Source organism: Bradyrhizobium manausense (genome assembly GCF_001440035.1).
GTDB classification, from domain to species: Bacteria; Pseudomonadota; Alphaproteobacteria; order Rhizobiales; family Xanthobacteraceae; genus Bradyrhizobium; species Bradyrhizobium manausense.
On the sequence record NZ_LJYG01000101.1, the window covers coordinates 115983 to 134763 of the forward strand.

General features: G+C 62.6%; 17 protein-coding genes, 1 tRNA gene and 1 pseudogene. 16 read left to right on the forward strand and 3 right to left on the reverse strand.

Annotation, left to right across the window (positions count from 1 at the left end; translation table 11 throughout):
• The first annotated feature begins 35 nt into the window (after window positions 1-35).
• From AOQ71_RS25580 to AOQ71_RS25620, 10 genes and pseudogenes are all read left to right on the forward strand, one after another.
• Window positions 36-1148 (forward strand): NAD-dependent epimerase/dehydratase family protein, encoded by a 1113-nt coding sequence (locus AOQ71_RS25580; RefSeq protein ID WP_057752752.1) that lies wholly within the window; start codon window positions 36-38, stop codon window positions 1146-1148.
• Window positions 1148-2212, forward strand: a complete 1065-nt coding sequence (locus AOQ71_RS25585; protein WP_057752754.1) for an NAD-dependent epimerase/dehydratase family protein — start codon at window positions 1148-1150, stop codon at window positions 2210-2212. The genes AOQ71_RS25580 and AOQ71_RS25585 overlap by 1 nt, the downstream gene beginning before the upstream one ends.
• Window positions 2209-3495, forward strand: a complete 1287-nt coding sequence (locus AOQ71_RS25590) for a TIGR04295 family B12-binding domain-containing radical SAM protein (RefSeq protein ID WP_057752756.1) — start codon at window positions 2209-2211, stop codon at window positions 3493-3495. Before AOQ71_RS25585 ends, AOQ71_RS25590 begins: the two co-directional genes overlap by 4 nt.
• Window positions 3496-3521: 26 nt before the next feature.
• Window positions 3522-4601, forward strand: coding sequence for a glycosyltransferase family 4 protein (locus AOQ71_RS25595; protein WP_245317137.1), 1080 nt, complete (start codon window positions 3522-3524; stop codon window positions 4599-4601).
• The coding region (locus tag AOQ71_RS48500; RefSeq protein ID WP_245317128.1) for a CgeB family protein at window positions 4598-5319 on the forward strand (722 nt) is incomplete at its 3' end. The genes AOQ71_RS25595 and AOQ71_RS48500, both read left to right, overlap by 4 nt.
• Window positions 5320-5323: 4 nt before the next feature.
• A pseudogene (locus AOQ71_RS48505) lies at window positions 5324-5733 on the forward strand (glycosyltransferase family protein); the annotation flags it as partial.
• Complete coding sequence (locus tag AOQ71_RS25605) at window positions 5730-6818, forward strand: CgeB family protein (protein ID WP_057752760.1); 1089 nt, start codon at window positions 5730-5732, stop codon at window positions 6816-6818. The pseudogene AOQ71_RS48505 and the gene AOQ71_RS25605, both read left to right, overlap by 4 nt.
• Window positions 6815-7939 carry a CgeB family protein gene (locus tag AOQ71_RS25610; RefSeq protein ID WP_057752762.1) on the forward strand — a complete coding sequence of 375 codons (1125 nt, stop codon included), beginning with the start codon at window positions 6815-6817 and terminating at the stop codon, window positions 7937-7939. The genes AOQ71_RS25605 and AOQ71_RS25610 overlap by 4 nt, the downstream gene beginning before the upstream one ends.
• Window positions 7940-7949: 10 nt before the next feature.
• On the forward strand, window positions 7950-9008 hold the full coding sequence (locus tag AOQ71_RS25615; protein WP_057752764.1) for a UDP-glucuronic acid decarboxylase family protein: 1059 nt from the start codon (window positions 7950-7952) through the stop codon (window positions 9006-9008).
• Between the two features lie 201 nt (window positions 9009-9209).
• Window positions 9210-9950: an outer membrane protein gene (locus AOQ71_RS25620; RefSeq protein ID WP_057752928.1), complete on the forward strand. Its 741-nt coding sequence runs from the start codon at window positions 9210-9212 to the stop codon at window positions 9948-9950.
• 230 nt (window positions 9951-10180) lie between these two features.
• Here the strand turns inward: AOQ71_RS25620 and AOQ71_RS43865 are convergent, their stop codons facing one another.
• Entirely contained in the window at window positions 10181-10348 is a 168-nt protein-coding gene (locus tag AOQ71_RS43865; RefSeq protein WP_430648650.1) for a DUF2934 domain-containing protein, read from the reverse strand.
• A gap of 321 nt (window positions 10349-10669) precedes the next feature.
• Between AOQ71_RS43865 and AOQ71_RS25625 the strand changes: the two genes are divergently transcribed.
• From AOQ71_RS25625 to AOQ71_RS25640, 3 genes are all read left to right on the forward strand, one after another.
• Window positions 10670-11401 (forward strand): DUF3750 domain-containing protein, encoded by a 732-nt coding sequence (locus AOQ71_RS25625; protein ID WP_057752929.1) that lies wholly within the window; start codon window positions 10670-10672, stop codon window positions 11399-11401.
• 600 nt (window positions 11402-12001) lie between these two features.
• A complete protein-coding gene (locus AOQ71_RS25635; protein ID WP_083514498.1) occupies window positions 12002-13306 on the forward strand; it encodes an NRAMP family divalent metal transporter in 1305 nt (434 codons plus the stop codon).
• A gap of 7 nt (window positions 13307-13313) precedes the next feature.
• Window positions 13314-14198 carry an NAD(P)/FAD-dependent oxidoreductase gene (locus tag AOQ71_RS25640; protein WP_057752769.1) on the forward strand — a complete coding sequence of 295 codons (885 nt, stop codon included), beginning with the start codon at window positions 13314-13316 and terminating at the stop codon, window positions 14196-14198.
• 463 nt (window positions 14199-14661) lie between these two features.
• On the opposite strand, the gene AOQ71_RS25645 is transcribed toward AOQ71_RS25640, so the two are convergent.
• A tRNA-Val gene (locus AOQ71_RS25645) sits at window positions 14662-14736 on the reverse strand.
• A 75-nt stretch (window positions 14737-14811) separates the two neighbouring features.
• Complete coding sequence (gene cpdR, locus AOQ71_RS25650; RefSeq protein WP_007597092.1) at window positions 14812-15171, reverse strand: cell cycle two-component system response regulator CpdR; 360 nt, start codon at window positions 15169-15171, stop codon at window positions 14812-14814.
• A 327-nt stretch (window positions 15172-15498) separates the two neighbouring features.
• Between cpdR and AOQ71_RS25655 the strand changes: the two genes are divergently transcribed.
• From AOQ71_RS25655 to AOQ71_RS25665, 3 genes are all read left to right on the forward strand, one after another.
• Window positions 15499-16389, forward strand: a complete 891-nt coding sequence (locus AOQ71_RS25655) for an N-formylglutamate amidohydrolase (protein ID WP_057752771.1) — start codon at window positions 15499-15501, stop codon at window positions 16387-16389.
• Between the two features lie 547 nt (window positions 16390-16936).
• The gene (hisN, locus tag AOQ71_RS25660; RefSeq protein ID WP_057752773.1) at window positions 16937-17719 is read left to right on the forward strand and encodes a histidinol-phosphatase; all 783 of its coding nucleotides are present in this window, start codon (window positions 16937-16939) and stop codon (window positions 17717-17719) included.
• 17 nt (window positions 17720-17736) lie between these two features.
• A complete protein-coding gene (locus tag AOQ71_RS25665) occupies window positions 17737-18702 on the forward strand; it encodes a Bug family tripartite tricarboxylate transporter substrate binding protein (protein WP_057752778.1) in 966 nt (321 codons plus the stop codon).
• Window positions 18703-18781: the final 79 nt, after the last annotated feature.

The following is an 18781-nucleotide window of genomic DNA, read 5'->3' on the forward strand; positions in this document are numbered from 1 at the left end:
GGGTGGCTCGGTCTCGCGGTTGTACGGAGCGGTGAATGACGCGAGTATTGATCACAGGGGGCGCCGGCTTCATCGGCTCTCATGCGGCGGATGTGCTGCTCGCCGCCGGCTACGAGATCCGCCTGCTCGACAACCTCTCGCCCCAAGTCCACGGCGGCAACCGCCAGCGCCCCTCATATCTCGCCGACGATGCCGAACTCATAGTGGGTGACGTCACCGACAGCGTCGCCGTAGAACACGCCCTGCGCGGCGCCGACATGGTCCTGCATCTGGCGTCCGCGGTCGGCGTGGGGCAGAGCATGTACGACATCGAGCCCTATGTACGAACCAATGAGCTCGGTACCGCTGTGCTGCTTCAGGCGCTGTCGAAGCGTCCGGTCGCGCGGCTTGTGGTCGCCTCTTCCATGAGCATCTACGGCGAAGGGCTCTATCGCAGGCCCGATCAAAGCGTCGTCTCCTGCGACGAACGTTCGATCAAGCAGCTCCGCAGCGGTGAGTGGGAGTTGCGCGACAGGGCAGGCGATCCGCTCATCCCGGTGGCTACCCCGGAAAGCAAGTTGCCCTCGCTTAGCTCGGTATATGCCCTGAACAAGTTTGCGCAGGAGCGCATGTGCCTGATCACCGGCAAGGCTTACGGGATCCCGACCGTGGCGCTGCGCTTCTTCAACGTGTTTGGCCCGCGCCAGGCCCTGTCGAATCCATACACAGGCGTGCTCGCGATCTTTGCCGCACGCCTGCTCAACGGACGGCCACCGCTCGTGTTCGAGGACGGCGAACAACGGCGCGACTTCGTCCACGTCCACGACGTCGCGCGTGCCTGTCGCATTGCCCTGGAAGCGGAGCAAACGCAGGATGTCTTCAACATCGGTTCGGGCCAAAGCCGGACCATCCTGTCGGTTGCGGAGGACCTCGCAGAGGTCATGGGCCGCAGCGACATCGCCCCGGAGATCACGCGAAAGTACCGTGCAGGTGACATCCGGCACTGCTTCGCCGATATCGGCAAGTCGCGCGATCTCCTCGGCTTCGAGCCGCACGTCGCCTTCAAAGATGGCCTCAAGGAGCTCGCGGACTATCTCGCCGACCAGATCGCCGACGACCAGGCCGAGCGGGCGACCCAGGAACTGCTGCAACGAGGATTGGTCGCGTGATGAATGAGCGAGACAACAGGCCCGTCCTGATCACCGGTGGCTGCGGCTTCATCGGCTGCAATCTTGCCGACCGGCTGGCCCACCGCGGGGAGCGAGTCCTGGTTCTGGACAACCTGGCCCGTGCCGGCGTGCGCGAGAACGCACAATGGCTGAAGGCCAGATATGGCGATCTCGTCACCATCACGGTCGCCGACATCAGGGAGCCAATTCCCGTGATCGATGCCGTGCGCGAGGCACGCGCCGTGCTGCATCTGGCAGCCCAGGTCGCCGTCACCGACAGCGTCAGCGACCCGGCTGCCGATTTCGAGATCAACGCACACGGTACCCTCAACGTGCTCGAAGCGGTCCGGCTGCACAACAGCACCGCGCCGGTCGTGTTCGCGTCTACCAACAAGGTCTACGGCCGCCTGATCGAGGACGGCGAGATCACGCTCAGCGGCCGCCGCTATACGCCTACCGGCCCCCGGCTGGCGGATGGCATCTCCGAGAACGCACCGCTCGATTTCTATAGTCCGTATGGCTGCTCCAAGGGAACGGCGGACCAGTACGTCCACGACTATGCACGGGTCTACGGCCTTCAGACCGTGGTGATGCGGATGAGCTGCATCTACGGACCGCGCCAGTTCGGCACCGAGGACCAGGGCTGGATCGCGCATTTCCTGCTGAGCGCGATCCGCGGCAAGCCAATCACGATCTATGGCGACGGCCATCAAGTTCGCGACGCCTTGCATGTGTCGGATGCGACGGCTGCGTGGCTTGCAGTGCTTGACCGGATCGCACTCGCGCGGGGACGCGTGTTCAATCTCGGTGGCGGCTCCGCAAATGCGGTCAGCCTTCGCGAGCTCATCGACCACATTGCCGAATTGACCGGCCGCGAGGTCACTTACCGCTTTGCCGATTGGCGTCCGGGCGACCAGCCCTGGTACGTCACCGATACGCGTGCGCTGTCGACCGCGCTCGGATGGTCGCCGCAGGTGCCCTTCGCCGAGGGCCTTCGCTCTCTCCACGCCTGGCTGGACACTCGCTTCGGAGCAGCTCACGACAGCCGCGAGGCTCTCGCATGACGCGCGTGGCCCTGATCAATCCGAATTGGGATTTTAGCGGCAGCATCTATTTCGGCTGCCGCTCCCCCCACCTTCCGCTCGAGCTCGGGATCTCCGAGCATCACCTGAAGGCGGCAGGGCATCGGACGCTGCTGCTCGATGCACACATGTTCGATCTTTCATTCCAGAACATAGAAGCCGAGCTGCGCGCGTTCGGCCCCGACCTGATCGTCATCAGCACAGCGCCGACCTACCTGTTCTGGCGCTGCGCACCGCCGGAACTGCGCGTGCCGCAGGAGCTTGCATTGGCGGTACGGGATCTTGCGCCGACCCTGGTCTCGGTCGGGCCGCATGGCTCGACGACGCCGCGGGCGGCTCTCAGGAAGCTCGCCGTCGACATCGTCGTGATGGGCGAGTGCGAGGCATCCTTGCTGCGCCTCGCCAATGGCGAACGCGATTTTTCCGGCCTGTGCTTTGCGGACGGCGCCTCGGTCCGGGTCATTGGCGGCCCGCAGGCGGTCGACTTCAGCGATCAGCCAGCGCTCGACTGGCCGGATGAGTTGATCCGGCGTCATCATCACCATCATCACCGTTTCGAGGCCGCGCCGGCAGGCCCCGGCGCAGAAGTCGAGGCGTCGCGGGGATGCCCATACAGCTGCACCTTCTGCGCCAAGGAGAATTTCCGCAATGCCTATCGCAAGCGGCCGCCCGCCATCATTCTCGACGAGATCGATCGCCTGCGCGGACAAGGCGTCCAATATGTCTACTTCATCGACGAGATCTTCCTGCCCAATCCCGAGCTGCTGGACGGGCTGAGCGCGCGGGGCCTCAAGTTCGGTGTGCAGACGCGCATCGATCTGTGGAAACCGGACATGCTCGCTTTGCTCGGCCGCGCCGGTTGCGTCTCGATCGAGGCCGGGGTCGAGAGTCTCACCGTCGAGGGACGCGCCGCGCTCGCCAAGAACTGCAAGATGACCACCGACCAGCTCGCCGATCGTCTGGTCGAAGCTCGTCGTCACGTGCCCTTCGTGCAAGCAAACCTGATCGAGGTGCCCGAAGACGAGGATCCTGTTGTACAGCGCTGGCGCCGCAAGATGCAGGATGCGGGGATCTGGGCGAACGATCCGGTTCCGCTTTATCCGTATCCTGGTTCGCCAGATTATCGAAAGCTCTGGGGGGAAGCTGACGATTTCGCCTGGGAGCGCGCCCACCGCCACTATCTGGCGATGTTCGATCAGTTCAGCGACGTGCAGAACGATCGGCCAGCCCCGCTCGAGGCTCTCGAACTCCAGGTGGCATCATGAGCGCGGCTTCAGCCATCAACATCCTGATGACGGCTGATACGGTCGGCGGCGTGTGGACCTATGCTTCCGCGCTCGCCTCAAGTCTAGCGGCATCCGGCGCCAACGTCACCTTGGTGACAATAGGTCCACCTCCGCGCGCCGATCAGCGCGAGATGTTTTGCGGCTCGCGCGTGCGGTTGATCGAGACAAATCTGGCGCTTGAATGGCAGGATCCGGAAGGTCACGATCTTGCCCACGCAAAGCGTATCCTCGCCGAACTCGAAATCCAATTCAGACCCGATATCGTTCACCTCAACAGCTTTCGGGAGGCGACATTCCGATGGAGCGTGCCGACGGTTGTCGTGGCGCACTCCTGCGTCAATTCGTGGGCGCTGGCCTGCCGGGATACGGCCTGGCTCAACGAGCCCCGATGGAATCGCTATACTGAGGCGGTCGCCTCGGCACTCGACAGCGCCCGGGCCTGGGTTTGCCCGAGCCAGTCATTCCATGATGACATCGTTAAGATCTATCACCCTTCGTCGCCTGGCGCGGTGATCTGGAACGGTATTGCCCCCGGGGATCTACCCCATCGCAAGCGCGAGTTGATCCTGGCCGCGGGCCGCCTCTGGGATCGCGCCAAGAATATCGAGACGTTGGCGGCCGCGGCTCCTGGTCTCGACTGGCCGGTTCACGTCGCCGGCCCCGGCGGCACAGATTCGCCTGACATCACCTGGCTCGGACAGTTACCGCAGCCTGACTTGCATGAACGGCTCCAGCACGCAGCGATCTTTGCGAGCCCCGCACGCTACGAGCCGTTTGGCCTCTCCGTTCTGGAAGCTGCCGCAGCCGGCTGCGCGCTCGTCCTCTCCGATATACCGACCTTCCGGGAATTATGGAGTGGAGCAGCGCTGTTCTTCGATCCCTCCGACAGCCCAACACTGCACAGACTCTTGGCTGATCTCTGTTTCGATGATCTCGAAAGGGCACAATTGCAGCGCCGCGCGTACGAACATTCCCTGACGTATTCACTGGCACGCACCACGAGTGCCTATCTCAAGCTCTATGAAGAGCTGCTCACCTCAGAGCGTGCGTCAGCACCGCACAGCCGCATCGAGGTGCGCGCATGAAGTGTGTTCTGTTTTATCACGCGTTCACGTCCTGCTGGAACAATGGCAATGCTCACTTCCTGCGGGGTTACGCCCGCGAGCTGGCCGCGCTCGGCCATGAGGTCGTGGTGTTCGAGCCGATCGACGGATGGAGCCGGCTGAATGCGATCCGCGAAATCGGCGGCGAGGCCATACAAGACGTCGGCCGGCTTTTCCCTGGCGTCTCCGTTCGTCGCTACGACGCCGCGCTCGACTTCGACGAAGCGCTTGATGGCGCCGGTCTCGTGATTGTGCATGAGTGGAATTCGCCCGATGTGATCGAGCGGGTCGGACGCAGGCGCGCCCACGGTACGCCCTTTACTCTGCTGTTTCACGACACGCACCATCGAGCGGTCACGGCGCCGGATGAACTCGCGCAGTTCGACCTGGATGCGTTTGACGGCGTTCTCGCCTTTGGCGAGGTCCTCCGTCAAATCTACATGAAACTGGGTTGGGGCAACCGCGCCTATACCTGGCACGAGGCGGCGGATGTCGCCTTGTATCGTCCCATTCCCAATGTTGAACGCGCCGAAGATCTGGTCTGGATCGGGAATTGGGGCGATGGAGAACGCAGCGCCGAACTCAACGAATTTCTGGTCGATCCCGTCGCCGAGCTGAGCCTGCAGGCAAGCGTCTATGGCGTGCGCTATTCGGACGACGCCATCCACACGATCCGGACCGCCGGTATCCGGTATGGCGGNNNNGCTGGCTTCCCGCCCACTGGGCTCCTGTCGCCTTCGCCGGCGCACGCGCCACCATCCACGTGCCGCGCGGCCCGTATGTCCGATTGCTTCCCGGCATCCCAACGATCCGTGTGTTCGAGGCGCTGGCCTGCGGCATCCCTCTGGTTTCGGCACCCTGGTCTGACGCAGAGGAGCTGTTTCCCGACGGCGCATATCTCACGGCGGCGCATGGCGCTGACATGAGCCGCAAGCTTCGTGCCGTCCTCGATGATCGCGAGCTGTCTTCGGCGTTGGTAGCGACAGGCCTCCGCGCCATCCGGGAGCGGCATACTTGCCGGCATCGCGCGCAACAACTCGTCGGGATCGTTGAGGCGATCCGTGCTTCCGATGCCTCGTCACCGCCATTGCGATATATCGGAGCCTCCGCATGAAGATCACCTTCTTCGGATCAAGCCTTGTCTCCTCGTACTGGAACGGCGCCGCCACCTATTACCGTGGCATGCTGAAGGAGATTGCGGCGCTCGGCCACGAGATCACTTTCTTCGAGCCTGACGCCTTCGAGCGGCAGGCTCATCGCGACATCGACGATCCGCACTGGGCCCAGGTCGTCGTCTATCCGGCGACGACCGACGGCTGGCGCAATTCGCTCGATACGGCCGCCCGATCGGCCGACATGGTGATCAAGGCGAGCGGCGTCGGTGTGTTCGATCAAGAGCTGGAAACCGCGGTTGCCGCCCTGCCCTCCCGGATCGTGCGTGTCTATTGGGATGTCGATGCGCCCGCCACGCTGGAAGCGATCGCAAGCGATCCGCATCATCATCTGCGCCGCGCTATTCCATCCTACGACATCGTCCTGACCTACGGCGGCGGCGATGGTGTCGTGGCTGCCTATCGCGCCATGGGCGCGCAGGACTGCGTGCCAATCTATAACGCGCTTGATCCCCGCACCCATTTTCCGTCGCCAGCGGAGCCGGGCTTCACCTGCGATCTCAGCCTTTTGGCCAATCGCCTGCCCGATCGCGAACAGAGGGTCGAGCATTTCTTTCTCGATGTCGCGCGCGACCTGCCAAGCAAGACGTTCGTGCTTGGCGGCTCCGGCTGGGAGACCAAGAACACGTCCAGCAACCTTCGCAAGGTGGGCCACGTCGGCACCGGTGCGCATAATGCCTTTTTCGGCTCCGCTCTCGCCACCCTGAATGTCAATCGCGACAGCATGGCACGCTTCGGCTTCTCGCCGCCGACGCGGGTGTTCGAGGCGATCGGCGCAGGCGCCTGCCTGATCACCGACTGCTGGAAGGGCATCGATCACTTCCTCGAGCCAGGTTTGGAGGTTCTGGTCGCGGCGAACGGCGGCGAAGTTGCGAGCCACCTCGCGGCGCTCAGCCCGGACCGCGCCCGCGCCATTGCCGATCGCGCCCGCGCCCGGATCCTCAGTCTACACACCTATCGCCATCGCGCGCGCCAGTTCAACGAACTCTTCACAGGAAGCAGCTCGCAAATCGAGGCAGCAGAATGAACCTCAACATCGTCGTCATCGGTCTCTCGGTCACTTCGTCATGGGGCAATGGTCACGCCACGACCTATCGCGCCTTGATCGAGGCCTTGGCGCGACGCGGTCATCACGTCACGTTCCTCGAGCGCGACGCTCCCTGGTATCGCGATCACCGCGATGTGACGAACCCTGCGTCGTGGCGGGTCGAGCTCTATCAATCCCTGAAGGACCTTCCACGGCGCTTTGGCGGCTTGGTCCGGAACGCCGATCTGGTCGTCATTGGCTCCTATGTCCCAGACGGCATTGCCATCAGCGAATGGGTCACGACCCATGCGCGCGGGATCACCGCCTTCTACGACATCGACACTCCGGTCACGCTTGCACGCCTCGAGCATGGCCTGGAATATCTCTCGGCTGCGATGATTCCTCGCTTCGACCTCTATCTTTCCTTCGCTGGCGGACCGGTGCCGCAAACGATCGAGAAACGCTACGGCAGCCCGCTCGCCCGGACCCTCTATTGCAGCGCCGATACCGATATCTACAGGCCGCAAGTCGCCAGGAATCGCTGGACGCTCGGCTATCTCGGCACCTATAGCGACGACCGACAGCCGGTACTCGAGCAACTGCTGATCACCCCGGCTCGCAAGCTTAGCTCGGAACAATTCGTCGTTGCCGGCGCGCAATACCCTGAGGGGACCGTGTGGCCCGGTAATGTCAGCCGCATCGAGCACCTTTCGCCCGATCGGCATCCCGCGTTCTATGCCGAGCAGCGGTTTACCCTGAACGCCACCCGCGCTGATATGAAGGCGCTGGGCTTCTCGCCGAGCGTTCGGTTGTTCGAAGCAGCGGCCTGCGGCACCCCGGTCATTTCGGACCGATGGCCGGGACTCGAGACCGTCTTTGAGCCGTCCCGCGAAATCTTGCTGGCATCAGGCCCGCGCGAGGTCCTCGAAATCCTCCGCGACATGCCCGAGGACCGACGGCGGAGCATCGCGGAGCAGGCGCACCGTCGCGTGCTTCGCGATCACACGTCCGATCACCGCGCTCGGCAGCTGGAAGGCTATTACGCCGAGGCTTTGGCGCACCGCCGTCGAAAGACCACCCAATTTCCCGCCTCCCGTCCGATGCAGGTTGCAGAGATTTGAAAGGCCCGTCATGACATTCAATGCCATCATTCCCTCCGGCGAGCGCGCGACGACCGTCCTGGTCGCGGGCGGAGCCGGCTTCATCGGATCGCATCTTTGCGATGCTCTCCTGCAACGCGGCAAGACCGTCATCTGCCTCGACAACCTCTTCACTGGCAGCATCGACAACATTCGGCCGTTGCTGAACCACCCGAACTTTCGCTTCATCGAGCATGACGTGCGTGATCCCATCGCGATCGAAGACAGGGTTGACCGGGTTTACAGTCTTGCCTGCCCGGCCTCGCCGCGGCATTATCAGAAGGATCCGATCGGCACGATGAAAACGTGCGTGCTCGGAGCAATCAACCTGCTCGAGCTTGCGCGCCTGAAGGGCGCCCGGATTCTCCAGGCTTCGACCAGCGAGGTGTACGGCGACCCGGAAATTCATCCGCAACCCGAATCCTATCTCGGCAACGTCAACCCGATCGGGCCACGCGCCTGTTACGACGAAGGCAAGCGGGCAGCGGAGACGTTGATGTTCGACTACCAGCGCACCCACGGCGTCGAGATCAAGGTCGCGCGAATCTTCAACACCTATGGCCCGCGCATGTTGGAGAACGACGGACGCGTCGTTTCCAACTTCATCGTGCAGGCGCTCCGGGGCGAGCCGATCACGATTTACGGCAGCGGCAGTCAGACCAGGAGCTTCTGTTTCATCGACGATCTCGTTCGTGGGCTTCAGCTCCTGATGGAGAGCCCGTCGTCCATCACCGGGCCGTGCAATCTGGGCAATCCCCATGAAATCACCATCGAGACCATCGCGCGCGAGGTGCTCGCCTGCACCGCATCCAACTCGCCAATCCGCTTCGAGGCGCTTCCAAAGGACGATCCGAAGCGCCGCAAGCCGGTGATCGATACCGCGACGCGGATCCTGGGATGGCGACCGCGCGTCGCGCTCGAGGACGGCCTCAAGGCAACGATTGCCTATTTCGCACTTCGCATCGCGTCAGACTCGCCCACGCTCGTTCCCGTTATCGCAACGCGCCGGCCAGGACGTGGAGCACGCAATCGCATGACCATCGCCGAGTAGCGGCGAGGGTTCGCCGCCACGCGGGATATTGTGCTGGCGCGCGCAACCACATTGGAACTCGATCGCGATTGTTCCATCGCAACATATGTTAATCCGAAATGCGTTCACATGTGTGGTCGCGCAGCTACAGCCACCGCGCTGATTGCCCGATACGGTCCTCGCAGGGTGGGGATTGCTCAAGACCTGATGGAACAAATGAAAATGAACAAGCTTTTGGCTTCGGCCGCATTCGGCGCTTTGATCATCGGAGCGTCGTCGGCTTCCGCCGCGGACCTCGCTGCGCGACCCTATACCAAGGCGCCGCCCGCGGTCGTTGCCGCGGTCTACGACTGGAGTGGTTTCTACATCGGCATCAACGGCGGTTGGGGACAAAGCCATGACCGCCGCGTGTTCGACCCGACGGCGACGCTGGTCGGCAGCTACAACGCGAACGGCGGCACGGTCGGCGGCCAGGTCGGCTATCGCTGGCAATCCGCGGGCTGGGTGTTCGGACTTGAGGCCCAGGGCAATTGGGCCGACATCTCCGGCAGCACCGGCAACCTCGTCGTCCCCGGCGGCACGGTCCGCTCGAAGATGGACGCATTCGGCCTGTTCACCGGCCAGGTCGGTTACGCCTGGAACAACGTCCTGCTCTACGTGAAGGGCGGCGCTTCGATCACCGACCGGAACTATCAGTTCCTTACGGCTGGCGGCGCACTCGCTTCGGAAACCGGCTACGGCACCCGTCTCGGCGGCACGGTCGGCGCCGGCCTCGAGTTCTCATTCGCCCAGAACTGGTCGCTGGGCGTCGAGTACGACCACATCTTCGAGAACCGCCATGGTGCGACGTTCACCATCCCGGGCGGCGGCAGCGTGACCGGCTTCTCGACCGGCGGTGACACCGATCTGATCCTGGGTCGTCTGAACTACCGCTTCGGAGGTCCGGTCGTCGCCAGATACTGAGCGAAAACGTCCCATTCCAATCAACTCAAAGCCCCGCTCACGCGGGGCTTTTTCTGTCAAATGGCCTCTACTTCATGACCTATTTTGACTCCTTGTTTCGAAACGGATCGTCGGCCTCGTCGTAGCCGCGCTCGATCAGGCACTTTCGGCGTTCGCGGCAGTTGCAGCTCCAAGATCGGCCGCATGATTGCGCAAATCCAGCCCACTGCGGCAGAAGCGGCACGGCCTGATCATAGCGTATCCGGCGTCCGCAGCGTGTTGGATCGATCCTCGTTGCGCAGCTCTTGCTCGGCCGCGTGCCAGAACTCTTCCTCGCGGCCTTCGGGCTGGCCGGCGCGCTCCCACAATTGGTGGGCGCGCTCTCTGATCTCTTGCTCGCTCGGCTCGGACAATTGCATCTCCTGTCGTGAAGCGCGGCCCCACCCTTTGGGGGCTTGGGGGACTTTGAGGCGGGGCCGCGCAGGCCAGCCATCGGGCGCGACGCTGACCCGCGGATTCAAGCTTCCATCATGAGCAAGAGTTCCTGGGACTGCGATGATGCCAAGCCGATTCCATTCGGCAGTCGCCCGCACAGCGTGTCGCCCAGCGGGCTGTTCTGAAGGCGTGTCAGCTCGCCGGATCAGGTCAATCGAGACCTCGTCAACGGCAGCATCTGTGGCGCCAGCAAAGATCCGGCTTATATGTGGCCAGCTTCTCCGCAGCACCACGTGAAAAAAATCTTGCTTGTCTTTCTTGTTCTCATCTTCGTGCCGCTCGCCGCATCGGCTGCGCGGTATCTTTGGCTTGGCGATGGCCGCGGCAACTGGCAAACCGCCGATCGCTCCAGCGCCGGCTTGTTGCCGGCCGCAGCGACCCATCCGGATGCGGTGGTCCGCGTCTTCGCTGCGCGAACCGTTCGCTGGCGCAGCATATTCGCGGTACATACCTGGATCGTGGTGAAGGAAAAGGGCGCGGCAACGTACAGCCGATACGACTACACCGCCTGGGGCGAGCCGATCCGCGCGAACGGTTTCGCCCCCGACGGGCGATGGTTCGGCGCCATGCCCGAGACCATCGTCGCGATCGATGGGGACCGGGCTGCGGCACTCATTCCCAAGATCCGGTACGTGATCGAGAACTACAGGTTTCGAGCCTACGGCGACTACAGCGCGTGGCCCGGCCCCAACTCGAATACCTTCGTGCAGGCCGCGCTCGATGCCGTACCGGAGCTTCGGGCCGTCCTGCCGCCGACTGCTATCGGCAAGGACTTCCCGTATGACGGCCATTGGATCGGCCTGACGCCATCCGGCACCGGCGTCTTCGCTTCGCTTGGCGGATATGCGGGGCTCACGGTCGGATGGGTCGAAGGCCTGGAGATAAACGTCTTCGGCGCCGTTCTCGGATTTGATATCCGGCGTCCCGCGCTCAAGCTGCCGGGCCTCGGACGCCTCGGCGTGCCTGTCGGGCTCTGACCAATCGGCTCCGCTGATGTGCACGACCTCGGCCGCCACGTTATCGATCGGCTAGATCTTCCGGACGACCAGATCTCGCGATGCGGCTGTCGTAGGATCAGGAGTGGAGACAGCGGCGCAGATCGTCAATCCATCTCCACTATCTCGGCCGCCAGTTCAGCCACAGCCCGTCTTGCGGCCTCCGTCATTCCCCCGAGCGTCTGTGTGTGCCGAGCGGCACATTCGACGATCTTTTCTGCGACATATCTCCGCGCTGGATGTCCTTCGAACGTCAACGGCATCAGCCTGCAAGCCCGCTCCAATGCGACATCCATGTTGGAGATGGTTCGCTCACTAAATCTTTCGGAAAGCAACATGACCTGCCCCACGAACAAGCCGGCAATAAAGAATGTCCATGGAAGCAGCCGCCTCGCCCGCGTAGAGCGTCAGCAGCATCCCCCAAGTCATCGGCTAAGCTAACAGAGCGTTGCTTGATCCACATTCACAAACGTTAAGTGCGGCACAATCCAGTTGCCGCCGGCACCCAGGCTGCAGGAACTATTGCATCGGGACGAGATTGGCTCCGCAGATGTGCAAGAGTCTAGCAGCAGTGGCTTGTTGATGCCCCAAGCAGAGCGCGCCGAGGAGCCATCAGAGCCAACCACGGGTAGTTCAGGTCACCGCCGCTTTGCGCGTGCAGTTGGTCTGGGGGTGGTGACCGGCGCAGCAGATGACGACTGTTCTGCGATCGGGACTTACGCGAGCGCAGGCGCTCAATTCGGCACGGCACTTCTATGGACCGCGCCGGTGACCTTCCCCATGATGTTCGCGGTCGTGTATCTCTCGTCCAAACTGGGGCAGGTCAGCGGGAAAGGTCTGTTTCATGTCATCCGGGAGATCTATCCGGGCTGGATCCTGTGGCCCACGTTGATCGGAGTCCTGATCGGAAACACCATCGAGGCGGCGGCAGACCTCGGCGGAATGGCAGCGGCCCTCCAGCTGTTCATTCCAATTGCAACACCCATTATCGTTGTCATCATTGCCGCAATGATCGTGGCGCTCCAGCTATGCGGCTCCTACGAACTCATCCGGAACATCTTCCGATGGCTTGCTCTCGCTCTCTTTGCTTACGTGGCCTCGGCGTTGCTTGCGAGGCCCGACCCCTGGGAAGTCCTGCGTGGAACGCTTGTACCGACGATCCACTTCTCACGTGATTTCCTATCCATTCTCGTCGCGATCATCGGCACGAGCCTCTCGGCTTATCTTTACACCTGGCAGTCCAACGTTGAAGTCGAGGAGAAGATTGCCCAGGGGCGAGTCAAATTGAGGGAGCGCCAAGGCTCCAGCGAGTCCGACTTGCACAAATCCCGGATCGATATCCTGACAGGGATGCTGTTCTCCAACGTCATCATGTACTTCATCATCCTGGCGACCGGAGCCACGTTGTTCAAGGCCGGCCAGACCAACATAGATTCCGCAACGCAAGCCGCCGAGGCCTTGCGTCCACTTGCGGGTGACGCTGCAGGCATCCTGTTTGCCGTCGGCATCATCGCGGTCGGCTTTCTCGCTATTCCGGTCATGACAACGGGCGCGGCCTATGACCTGTGTCAAGTCTTGGGCTGGAAGAGCAGCCTTCATGAGAAGCCCAGCGAAGCGCCGGCATTTTACCTCGTCATCACAGCCTTTACGGCCGCCGCTGCCTGTTTGAACTTCCTGGGCCTCAACCCGATGCGAGCCTTGATCTATTCCGGCATCGTGCAGGGGTTTTCGACGCCGCCACTGCTTCTGTTCATCCTGATGATAACGAACAACCGCCGTATCATGGGCGACAAGGTCAATAGCCTGCCGCTCAACATCCTGTCTTGTGCGACAGTGATTGTGATCTTTGCCGCCAGCATCGGATTGGTCATGACATGGTTCATATGAGGATGCGATGTCGCTCGATTGCGTGATCGTCGGCGGCGGGCCCGCGGGACTGATGACTGCCATCTACCTGGCCCGCTTCCGCCGCAGCGTTTGCGTGATTGATGCCGGAGCAAGTCGGGCCGCCCTCATCCCCCGCAGCCACAATCTACCGGGTTTTGCCGGCGGATTACCCGGAACGGAGCTTCTGGCGCGCATGACCGCGCAACTCGCGGAGCTAAAGGTGCCGCTGGTCCGTGCCGAGGTCACGTCGCTCGAAAAAGCTCAGGATGGATTTCAGGTAACCTGGACCGGTGGAGGCGCCGATGCCGCGACGGTCGTGCTCGCTTGCGGGATCGTCGACATCCATCCGACATGTGAACAATGGCGCCTTGCGGTCGCTGAGGGACTGTTGCGGTATTGCCCCGTATGTGACGCCTATGAAGCGACGGGCCGTCGTGTCGCGGTGGTGGGGCCGCTAGACCAAGCGACGCCCAAGGCACTATTTCTGCGCGGCTTCTCTACGGACGTGACCGTGCTCGCGACCCGCATGAATGGGGACGGTTTGGCATCCGTGCTTGCCGAAACCGATATTTCCCTCATCCATGCGCCAGACGTGAGCTTAAGACGCTCCGGTGACAAGCTAGAGGCCGTGCTTGCCGACACGGCGGTCGAGTTCGATGTCATATACCCGGCCATGGGCGCCGAGGTTCGCTCGCAACTCGCACTATCGCTTGGCGCAGCGCATACCGATGGGGGCTATCTCACGGTCGACGATCACCAACGGACCTCGATCGCCGGTCTCTACGGTGTTGGAGATCTTGTCGTCGATCTGCACCAAATCTCTGTCGCCTTTGGCCACGCCGCAGTAGCGGCCTGCACCATTCACAACAGTCTACCTCGACGACTTGCCTAGCCGGCAAAATCAAGCGCGTCCGAGATCTTGTCTTTAGGAACTGATCTCCCGAGCGGGCATTCATTCTGCGGGTGGACCACGCATCTCCTCATAGCAGGGCAAGCCCGCTTCGCCTCCGTCGCGGGGTTTTCTCCGAGGAACTAGAACATGAGGGATGACCGCACAGGCAACGAGCCGTCGCCCCTCGTACTGTTCGGCGTGGCACTTATCCCGATATTTGCCGTGCTGGCATGGTTCGCGTTCGGATGAGTCTCGCCAGACGAGTGATTGATCACCGGCCCCACCGGAAAGCGAGGTTATGCTTCGGCATCCTTCTCCAGGGGTCTGGAAACCAAGCGACCGCCTTGGGGCGGCCGGCTTCATCTGGGCGGGCCGGCCCGAGCGAAAATGGGCCTTCGTGGAAATTTCGTGGAAACCACCCCTTCAGGCCTCGGGCGCCGAACGCCTAAATCATTGAAGAGGATGGTGGGCACGACAGGGATCGAACCTGTGACCCCTACCATGTCAAGGTAGTGCTCTCCCGCTGAGCTACGTGCCCTAATCGTCCGGATAGGTCGGGTGGGGGTCCTATAACGGCTCAGGGGAGCCGGCGCAAGGACGGAACGCGGCCGATTTAGGCCGCCAGCATCTTGTTCACTTCGCTCACCAATTCTCGGAGGTGAACGGGCTTCGACAGCACCTTGGCGTTCTTGGGGGCGTCCGAATCCGAGTTCAGGGCGACTGCGGCAAAGCCGGTGATGAACATGATCTTGATGTCGGGGTCGAGTTCCGAGGCCCGGCGGGCGAGCTCGATGCCGTCCATCTCGGGCATCACGATGTCGGTCAGCAGCATCTCGAACGGCTCTTCCCGCAAGCGCTGATAGGCGGCCATGCCGTTGTCATGGGACGAGACCTGAAAACCGGCGTTTTCCAGCGCCTTGACCAGGAAACGGCGCATGTCGTTGTCGTCTTCGGCGAGCAGGATTTTTGGCATGGGCGGAACGTCGATCCCCAGAGGATATGCAGAGGTTACTAAGCCCGACAGAGGGTAAATTTGGGGTGAAAATCTTAACCCTATGGGCTCGCCACTGCGAGGTGTTGTGAACCGGAACGGGCGGCGAATCAATTCCGGTGCGCCCACGCATCCACGCCTGCCTGCCCACACGGTTAAGACATGTTCCAGCGCGGATCACGCTTTTTCGCTTGGCAGAATGGTTGCGATTCCGGACAATGGCGACACATAAGAGCCGCTCGATCGGCCGAATCACCCGATCTGGACCCATGCTGGATCGTGCGGCGTGAAGGGACGAAGCCTGAGAAGATGACCCGGTTTGACGGCGAGGTGTCGCCAGCCTTCGAGATCGTGGAGCCCGCCGAGTGGCGCGCGCCTGTTATCTTCAACTCGCCCCATTCCGGCTCGACCTACCCGGACGAATTCCTGAACGCATCCCGGATCGACCTGCCGACGCTGCGGCGCTCGGAAGACTCCTTCATGGACGAGCTGATCGGCCATTTGAGCGCACGCGGGTTTCCGACCGTGCGGGTCAACTTTCCCCGCTCCTATGTCGACGTCAACAGAGAGCCCTATGAGCTCGACCCCCGCATGTTCACCGGCCGCCTGCCGAGCTTCGCCAACACCCGCTCGATGCGGGTCGCCGGCGGATTAGGCACGATTCCGCGCGTGGTCGGCGACGGCCAGGAGATCTATCGCGACCGCATCGCGGTCGACGACGCGCTGGCGCGGATCGAGACGCTGTACAAGCCCTACCACCGCGCGCTGCGCCGGCTGATCAACAAGGTGCACCAGATGTTCGGCACCGTGGTGCTGGTCGACTGCCACTCGATGCCCTCGGTCGGCGTCAGCAGGGACGAGCCGCGCCGCCCCGACGTCGTGATCGGCGACCGCTACGGCACGAGCTGCACGCCGCTGCTGCCCGACCGCGTCGAGGAGACCATGACGGGGCTCGGCTATTCGATCGGCCGCAACAAGCCCTATGCCGGCGGGTTCATCACCGAGCACTACGGCAACCCTGCAAGCGGCCTGCATGCCGTGCAGCTCGAGTTCAACCGCGCGATCTACATGGATGAGCGCCGCCGCGAGCGCAGCCCGCGCTTTGCGCAAGTGGCGAGCGATTTCGGCGTTCTCGCCGAGGTGCTGGCGACCACGATCCCGTTCGGCGATCTCGGCCCGTTCCAGGCCGCGGCGGAATAGACGCGCGGGTTCGAACGATCACCTTGCCTGCGATTGACGCGAAGGCGTTTGCGTTTGGCTTGAGATCGCGCGCCAAACTGAAAACAGACAGACAAGAAAAAAGGGCCGCTCGCGAATGACGCAAGCGGCCCAAGTCTAGGGAGGAAACGCCCAAGGAGGGCAGCGGTAACGCGAGAAGCGCTACCGCACCGCAACAATATGCGGCCGCGCCGCACAAAGTGCAAGGGCTTTTGAGCCGTTTCCCATGCAAAAACACATGGCTCAGTTGCTCCCAGAGAAACCCAGATTCAGTTTCTTTGATAAGGAAATTCAATGGGTTGATAGTCGCTTGCATACGAACAAGGCATGTTCGGAACTAAGTTTTCAACTCAATGATCGATATTTGGCCAGCAGATGGCTCGCCAATCGTCTGACTATTTGGCTTGCCGGGCCGACCGGTCGCCGGACCCAAAATACCAGGGTGCAAATCAAGACAGCGCTGCACGCAAGCGGCGAATTGAGCTAGGCAGATGCGAGCTTCAGCCAACTTTCGTTTTGAGGATGCGCCGTGACGGTGATCGATTTCTCAGCCTTCATCGGACGGCTCGCCACTGCCTCCGGCGAGACCATCCTGCCGTTCTTCCGCACCTCGCTGTCGATCGACGACAAGAGCAAGACCAAGGATTTCGATCCGGTGACCGAGGCCGATCGCGCCGCCGAGGCGGTGATGCGACGGCTGATCAAGGCGAGCTTCCCCCAGCACGGCATCGTCGGCGAGGAATTCGGCAATGAGCGCGAGGACGCCGACTATGTCTGGGTGCTCGACCCCATCGACGGCACCAAGTCCTTCATCGGCGGCTTTCCGATCTGGGGCACGCTGATCGCGCTTCTGCACAAGGGCACGCCGGTTTACGGCATGATGCACCAGCCCTTCATCGGCGAGCGCTTTTCCGGCGACAACGGCTCGGCCAATTACAAAGGCCCCACCAGTGAACGCCGGCTGCAGGTCCGCCGCTGCGCCTCGCTGTCGGAGGCGACGACCTACACCACCTCTCCCTTGCTGATGAACGAGCGCGACCGCGCCATTTTCGGCCGCATCGAGCAGGGTGCGCGGCTGTCGCGTTATGGCGGCGATTGCTATTCCTATTGCATGCTGGCCGCCGGCCATGTCGATCTCGTGGTCGAGACCGAGCTGAAGCCTTATGACATCGCAGCGCTGATCCCGATCGTGACCGGCGCCGGCGGCGTCGTAACCACCTGGGAAGGCAAGCCGGCCCAAGGCGGCGGCCGCATCGTCGCGGCGGGCGATGCAAGAGTTCACGAAGAAGCACTGAAGTTGCTCAATGCGTAGGCGAGCGAGGGGCTTGCATGACTAATTGGCGTAAGCTCCTCCTCTCGATCCTGCTTCTGTTTCCGACCCTCGCCTCCGCCCAGAATTTTCCGGCGAAACCGATCAAGCTGATTGTGCCGTTCCCGGCCGGCGGCCCCAACGACATCATCGCCCGCGTGATCGGCCAGCGCATGTCGGAGCTGTCGGGCCAGCCGGTGCTGATCGACAATCGCGGCGGCCAGGGCGGCGTGCTCGGGACCGATGCGGTGGCCAAGGCCGCGCCCGACGGCTACACCATCGCGATCACCAGCGCCGGCGCGCTCGCGATCAGCCCGAGCATGGAGAAGGTCGCCTACGACACGCTCACCGATCTCACGCCGATAACCCTGGTTGCGACCGTGCCGGAAATGCTCGTCGTCGCCAGCAACGTGCCGGCAAAGGACCTCGGCGAATTGATTGCGCTCGCGAAAGCGCAGCCCGGAAAACTCAACTTCGCCTCGACCGGACCCGGCAGCCTGCCAAACCTCGCCGGCGAATTGTTCAAGCTGACGGCCAGGATCGACATCGTGCACGTGCCCTATCGCGGCGCCGCGCCGGCGGTGAACGATCTCTTGGGCCAGCAGGTGCAGATGACATTCCTCGATCTCCCGGCGCTGCTGCCGCAGGTCAAGGCCGGAGCGCTGCGGCCGATGGCGGTCGGCTCCGCCGAGCGCACACCCACGGCGCCGGAGGTGCCGACCACGAAGGAAGCCGGCTTTCCCGATCTGCGCATCGAGAACTGGTACGGCATGGTGGCGCCCAAGGGCACGCCGAAAGAGATCGTCGCCGCGCTGCATGACCTCGGGACCAAGGCGATGGCGGATCCCGCAGTGAAGGAGAAGCTCGCCCAGCAGGGCGCAACGCTAGTTGGCGACGAGCCGGAGCATTTTCGCGCCTTCATCGCGGATGAGACCAAGAAGTGGGCGAAGGTGATCAAGGACGCAGGCGTGGAGACGGCGAAGTAGGCCGCACCGTTCCTACATCGTCATGGCCGGGCTTGTCCCGGCCATCATGTCCTTCGAAGCCGCACTAAAAACGTGGATG

Excerpts from the sequence above, each read along its gene's own strand:
- AOQ71_RS25590 (WP_057752756.1), top strand. The coding sequence starts at position 2,209 with ATGACGCGCGTGGCCCTGATCAATCCGAATTGGGATTTTAGCGGCAGC.
- AOQ71_RS25620 (WP_057752928.1), top strand. The coding sequence starts at position 9,210 with ATGAACAAGCTTTTGGCTTCGGCCGCATTCGGCGCTTTGATCATCGGA.
- AOQ71_RS25615 (WP_057752764.1), top strand. The coding sequence starts at position 7,950 with ATGACATTCAATGCCATCATTCCCTCCGGCGAGCGCGCGACGACCGTC.
- AOQ71_RS25655 (WP_057752771.1), top strand. The coding sequence starts at position 15,499 with ATGACCCGGTTTGACGGCGAGGTGTCGCCAGCCTTCGAGATCGTGGAG.
- AOQ71_RS25580 (WP_057752752.1), top strand. The coding sequence starts at position 36 with ATGACGCGAGTATTGATCACAGGGGGCGCCGGCTTCATCGGCTCTCAT.
- AOQ71_RS25635 (WP_083514498.1), top strand. The coding sequence starts at position 12,002 with ATGCCCCAAGCAGAGCGCGCCGAGGAGCCATCAGAGCCAACCACGGGT.
- AOQ71_RS25665 (WP_057752778.1), top strand. The coding sequence starts at position 17,737 with ATGACTAATTGGCGTAAGCTCCTCCTCTCGATCCTGCTTCTGTTTCCG.
- AOQ71_RS25585 (WP_057752754.1), top strand. The coding sequence starts at position 1,148 with ATGAATGAGCGAGACAACAGGCCCGTCCTGATCACCGGTGGCTGCGGC.
- AOQ71_RS25610 (WP_057752762.1), top strand. The coding sequence starts at position 6,815 with ATGAACCTCAACATCGTCGTCATCGGTCTCTCGGTCACTTCGTCATGG.
- AOQ71_RS25640 (WP_057752769.1), top strand. The coding sequence starts at position 13,314 with ATGTCGCTCGATTGCGTGATCGTCGGCGGCGGGCCCGCGGGACTGATG.
- AOQ71_RS25595 (WP_245317137.1), top strand. The coding sequence starts at position 3,522 with ATGACGGCTGATACGGTCGGCGGCGTGTGGACCTATGCTTCCGCGCTC.
- cpdR (WP_007597092.1), bottom strand. The coding sequence starts at position 15,171 with ATGCCAAAAATCCTGCTCGCCGAAGACGACAACGACATGCGCCGTTTC.
- AOQ71_RS25605 (WP_057752760.1), top strand. The coding sequence starts at position 5,730 with ATGAAGATCACCTTCTTCGGATCAAGCCTTGTCTCCTCGTACTGGAAC.
- AOQ71_RS43865 (WP_430648650.1), bottom strand. The coding sequence starts at position 10,348 with ATGCAATTGTCCGAGCCGAGCGAGCAAGAGATCAGAGAGCGCGCCCAC.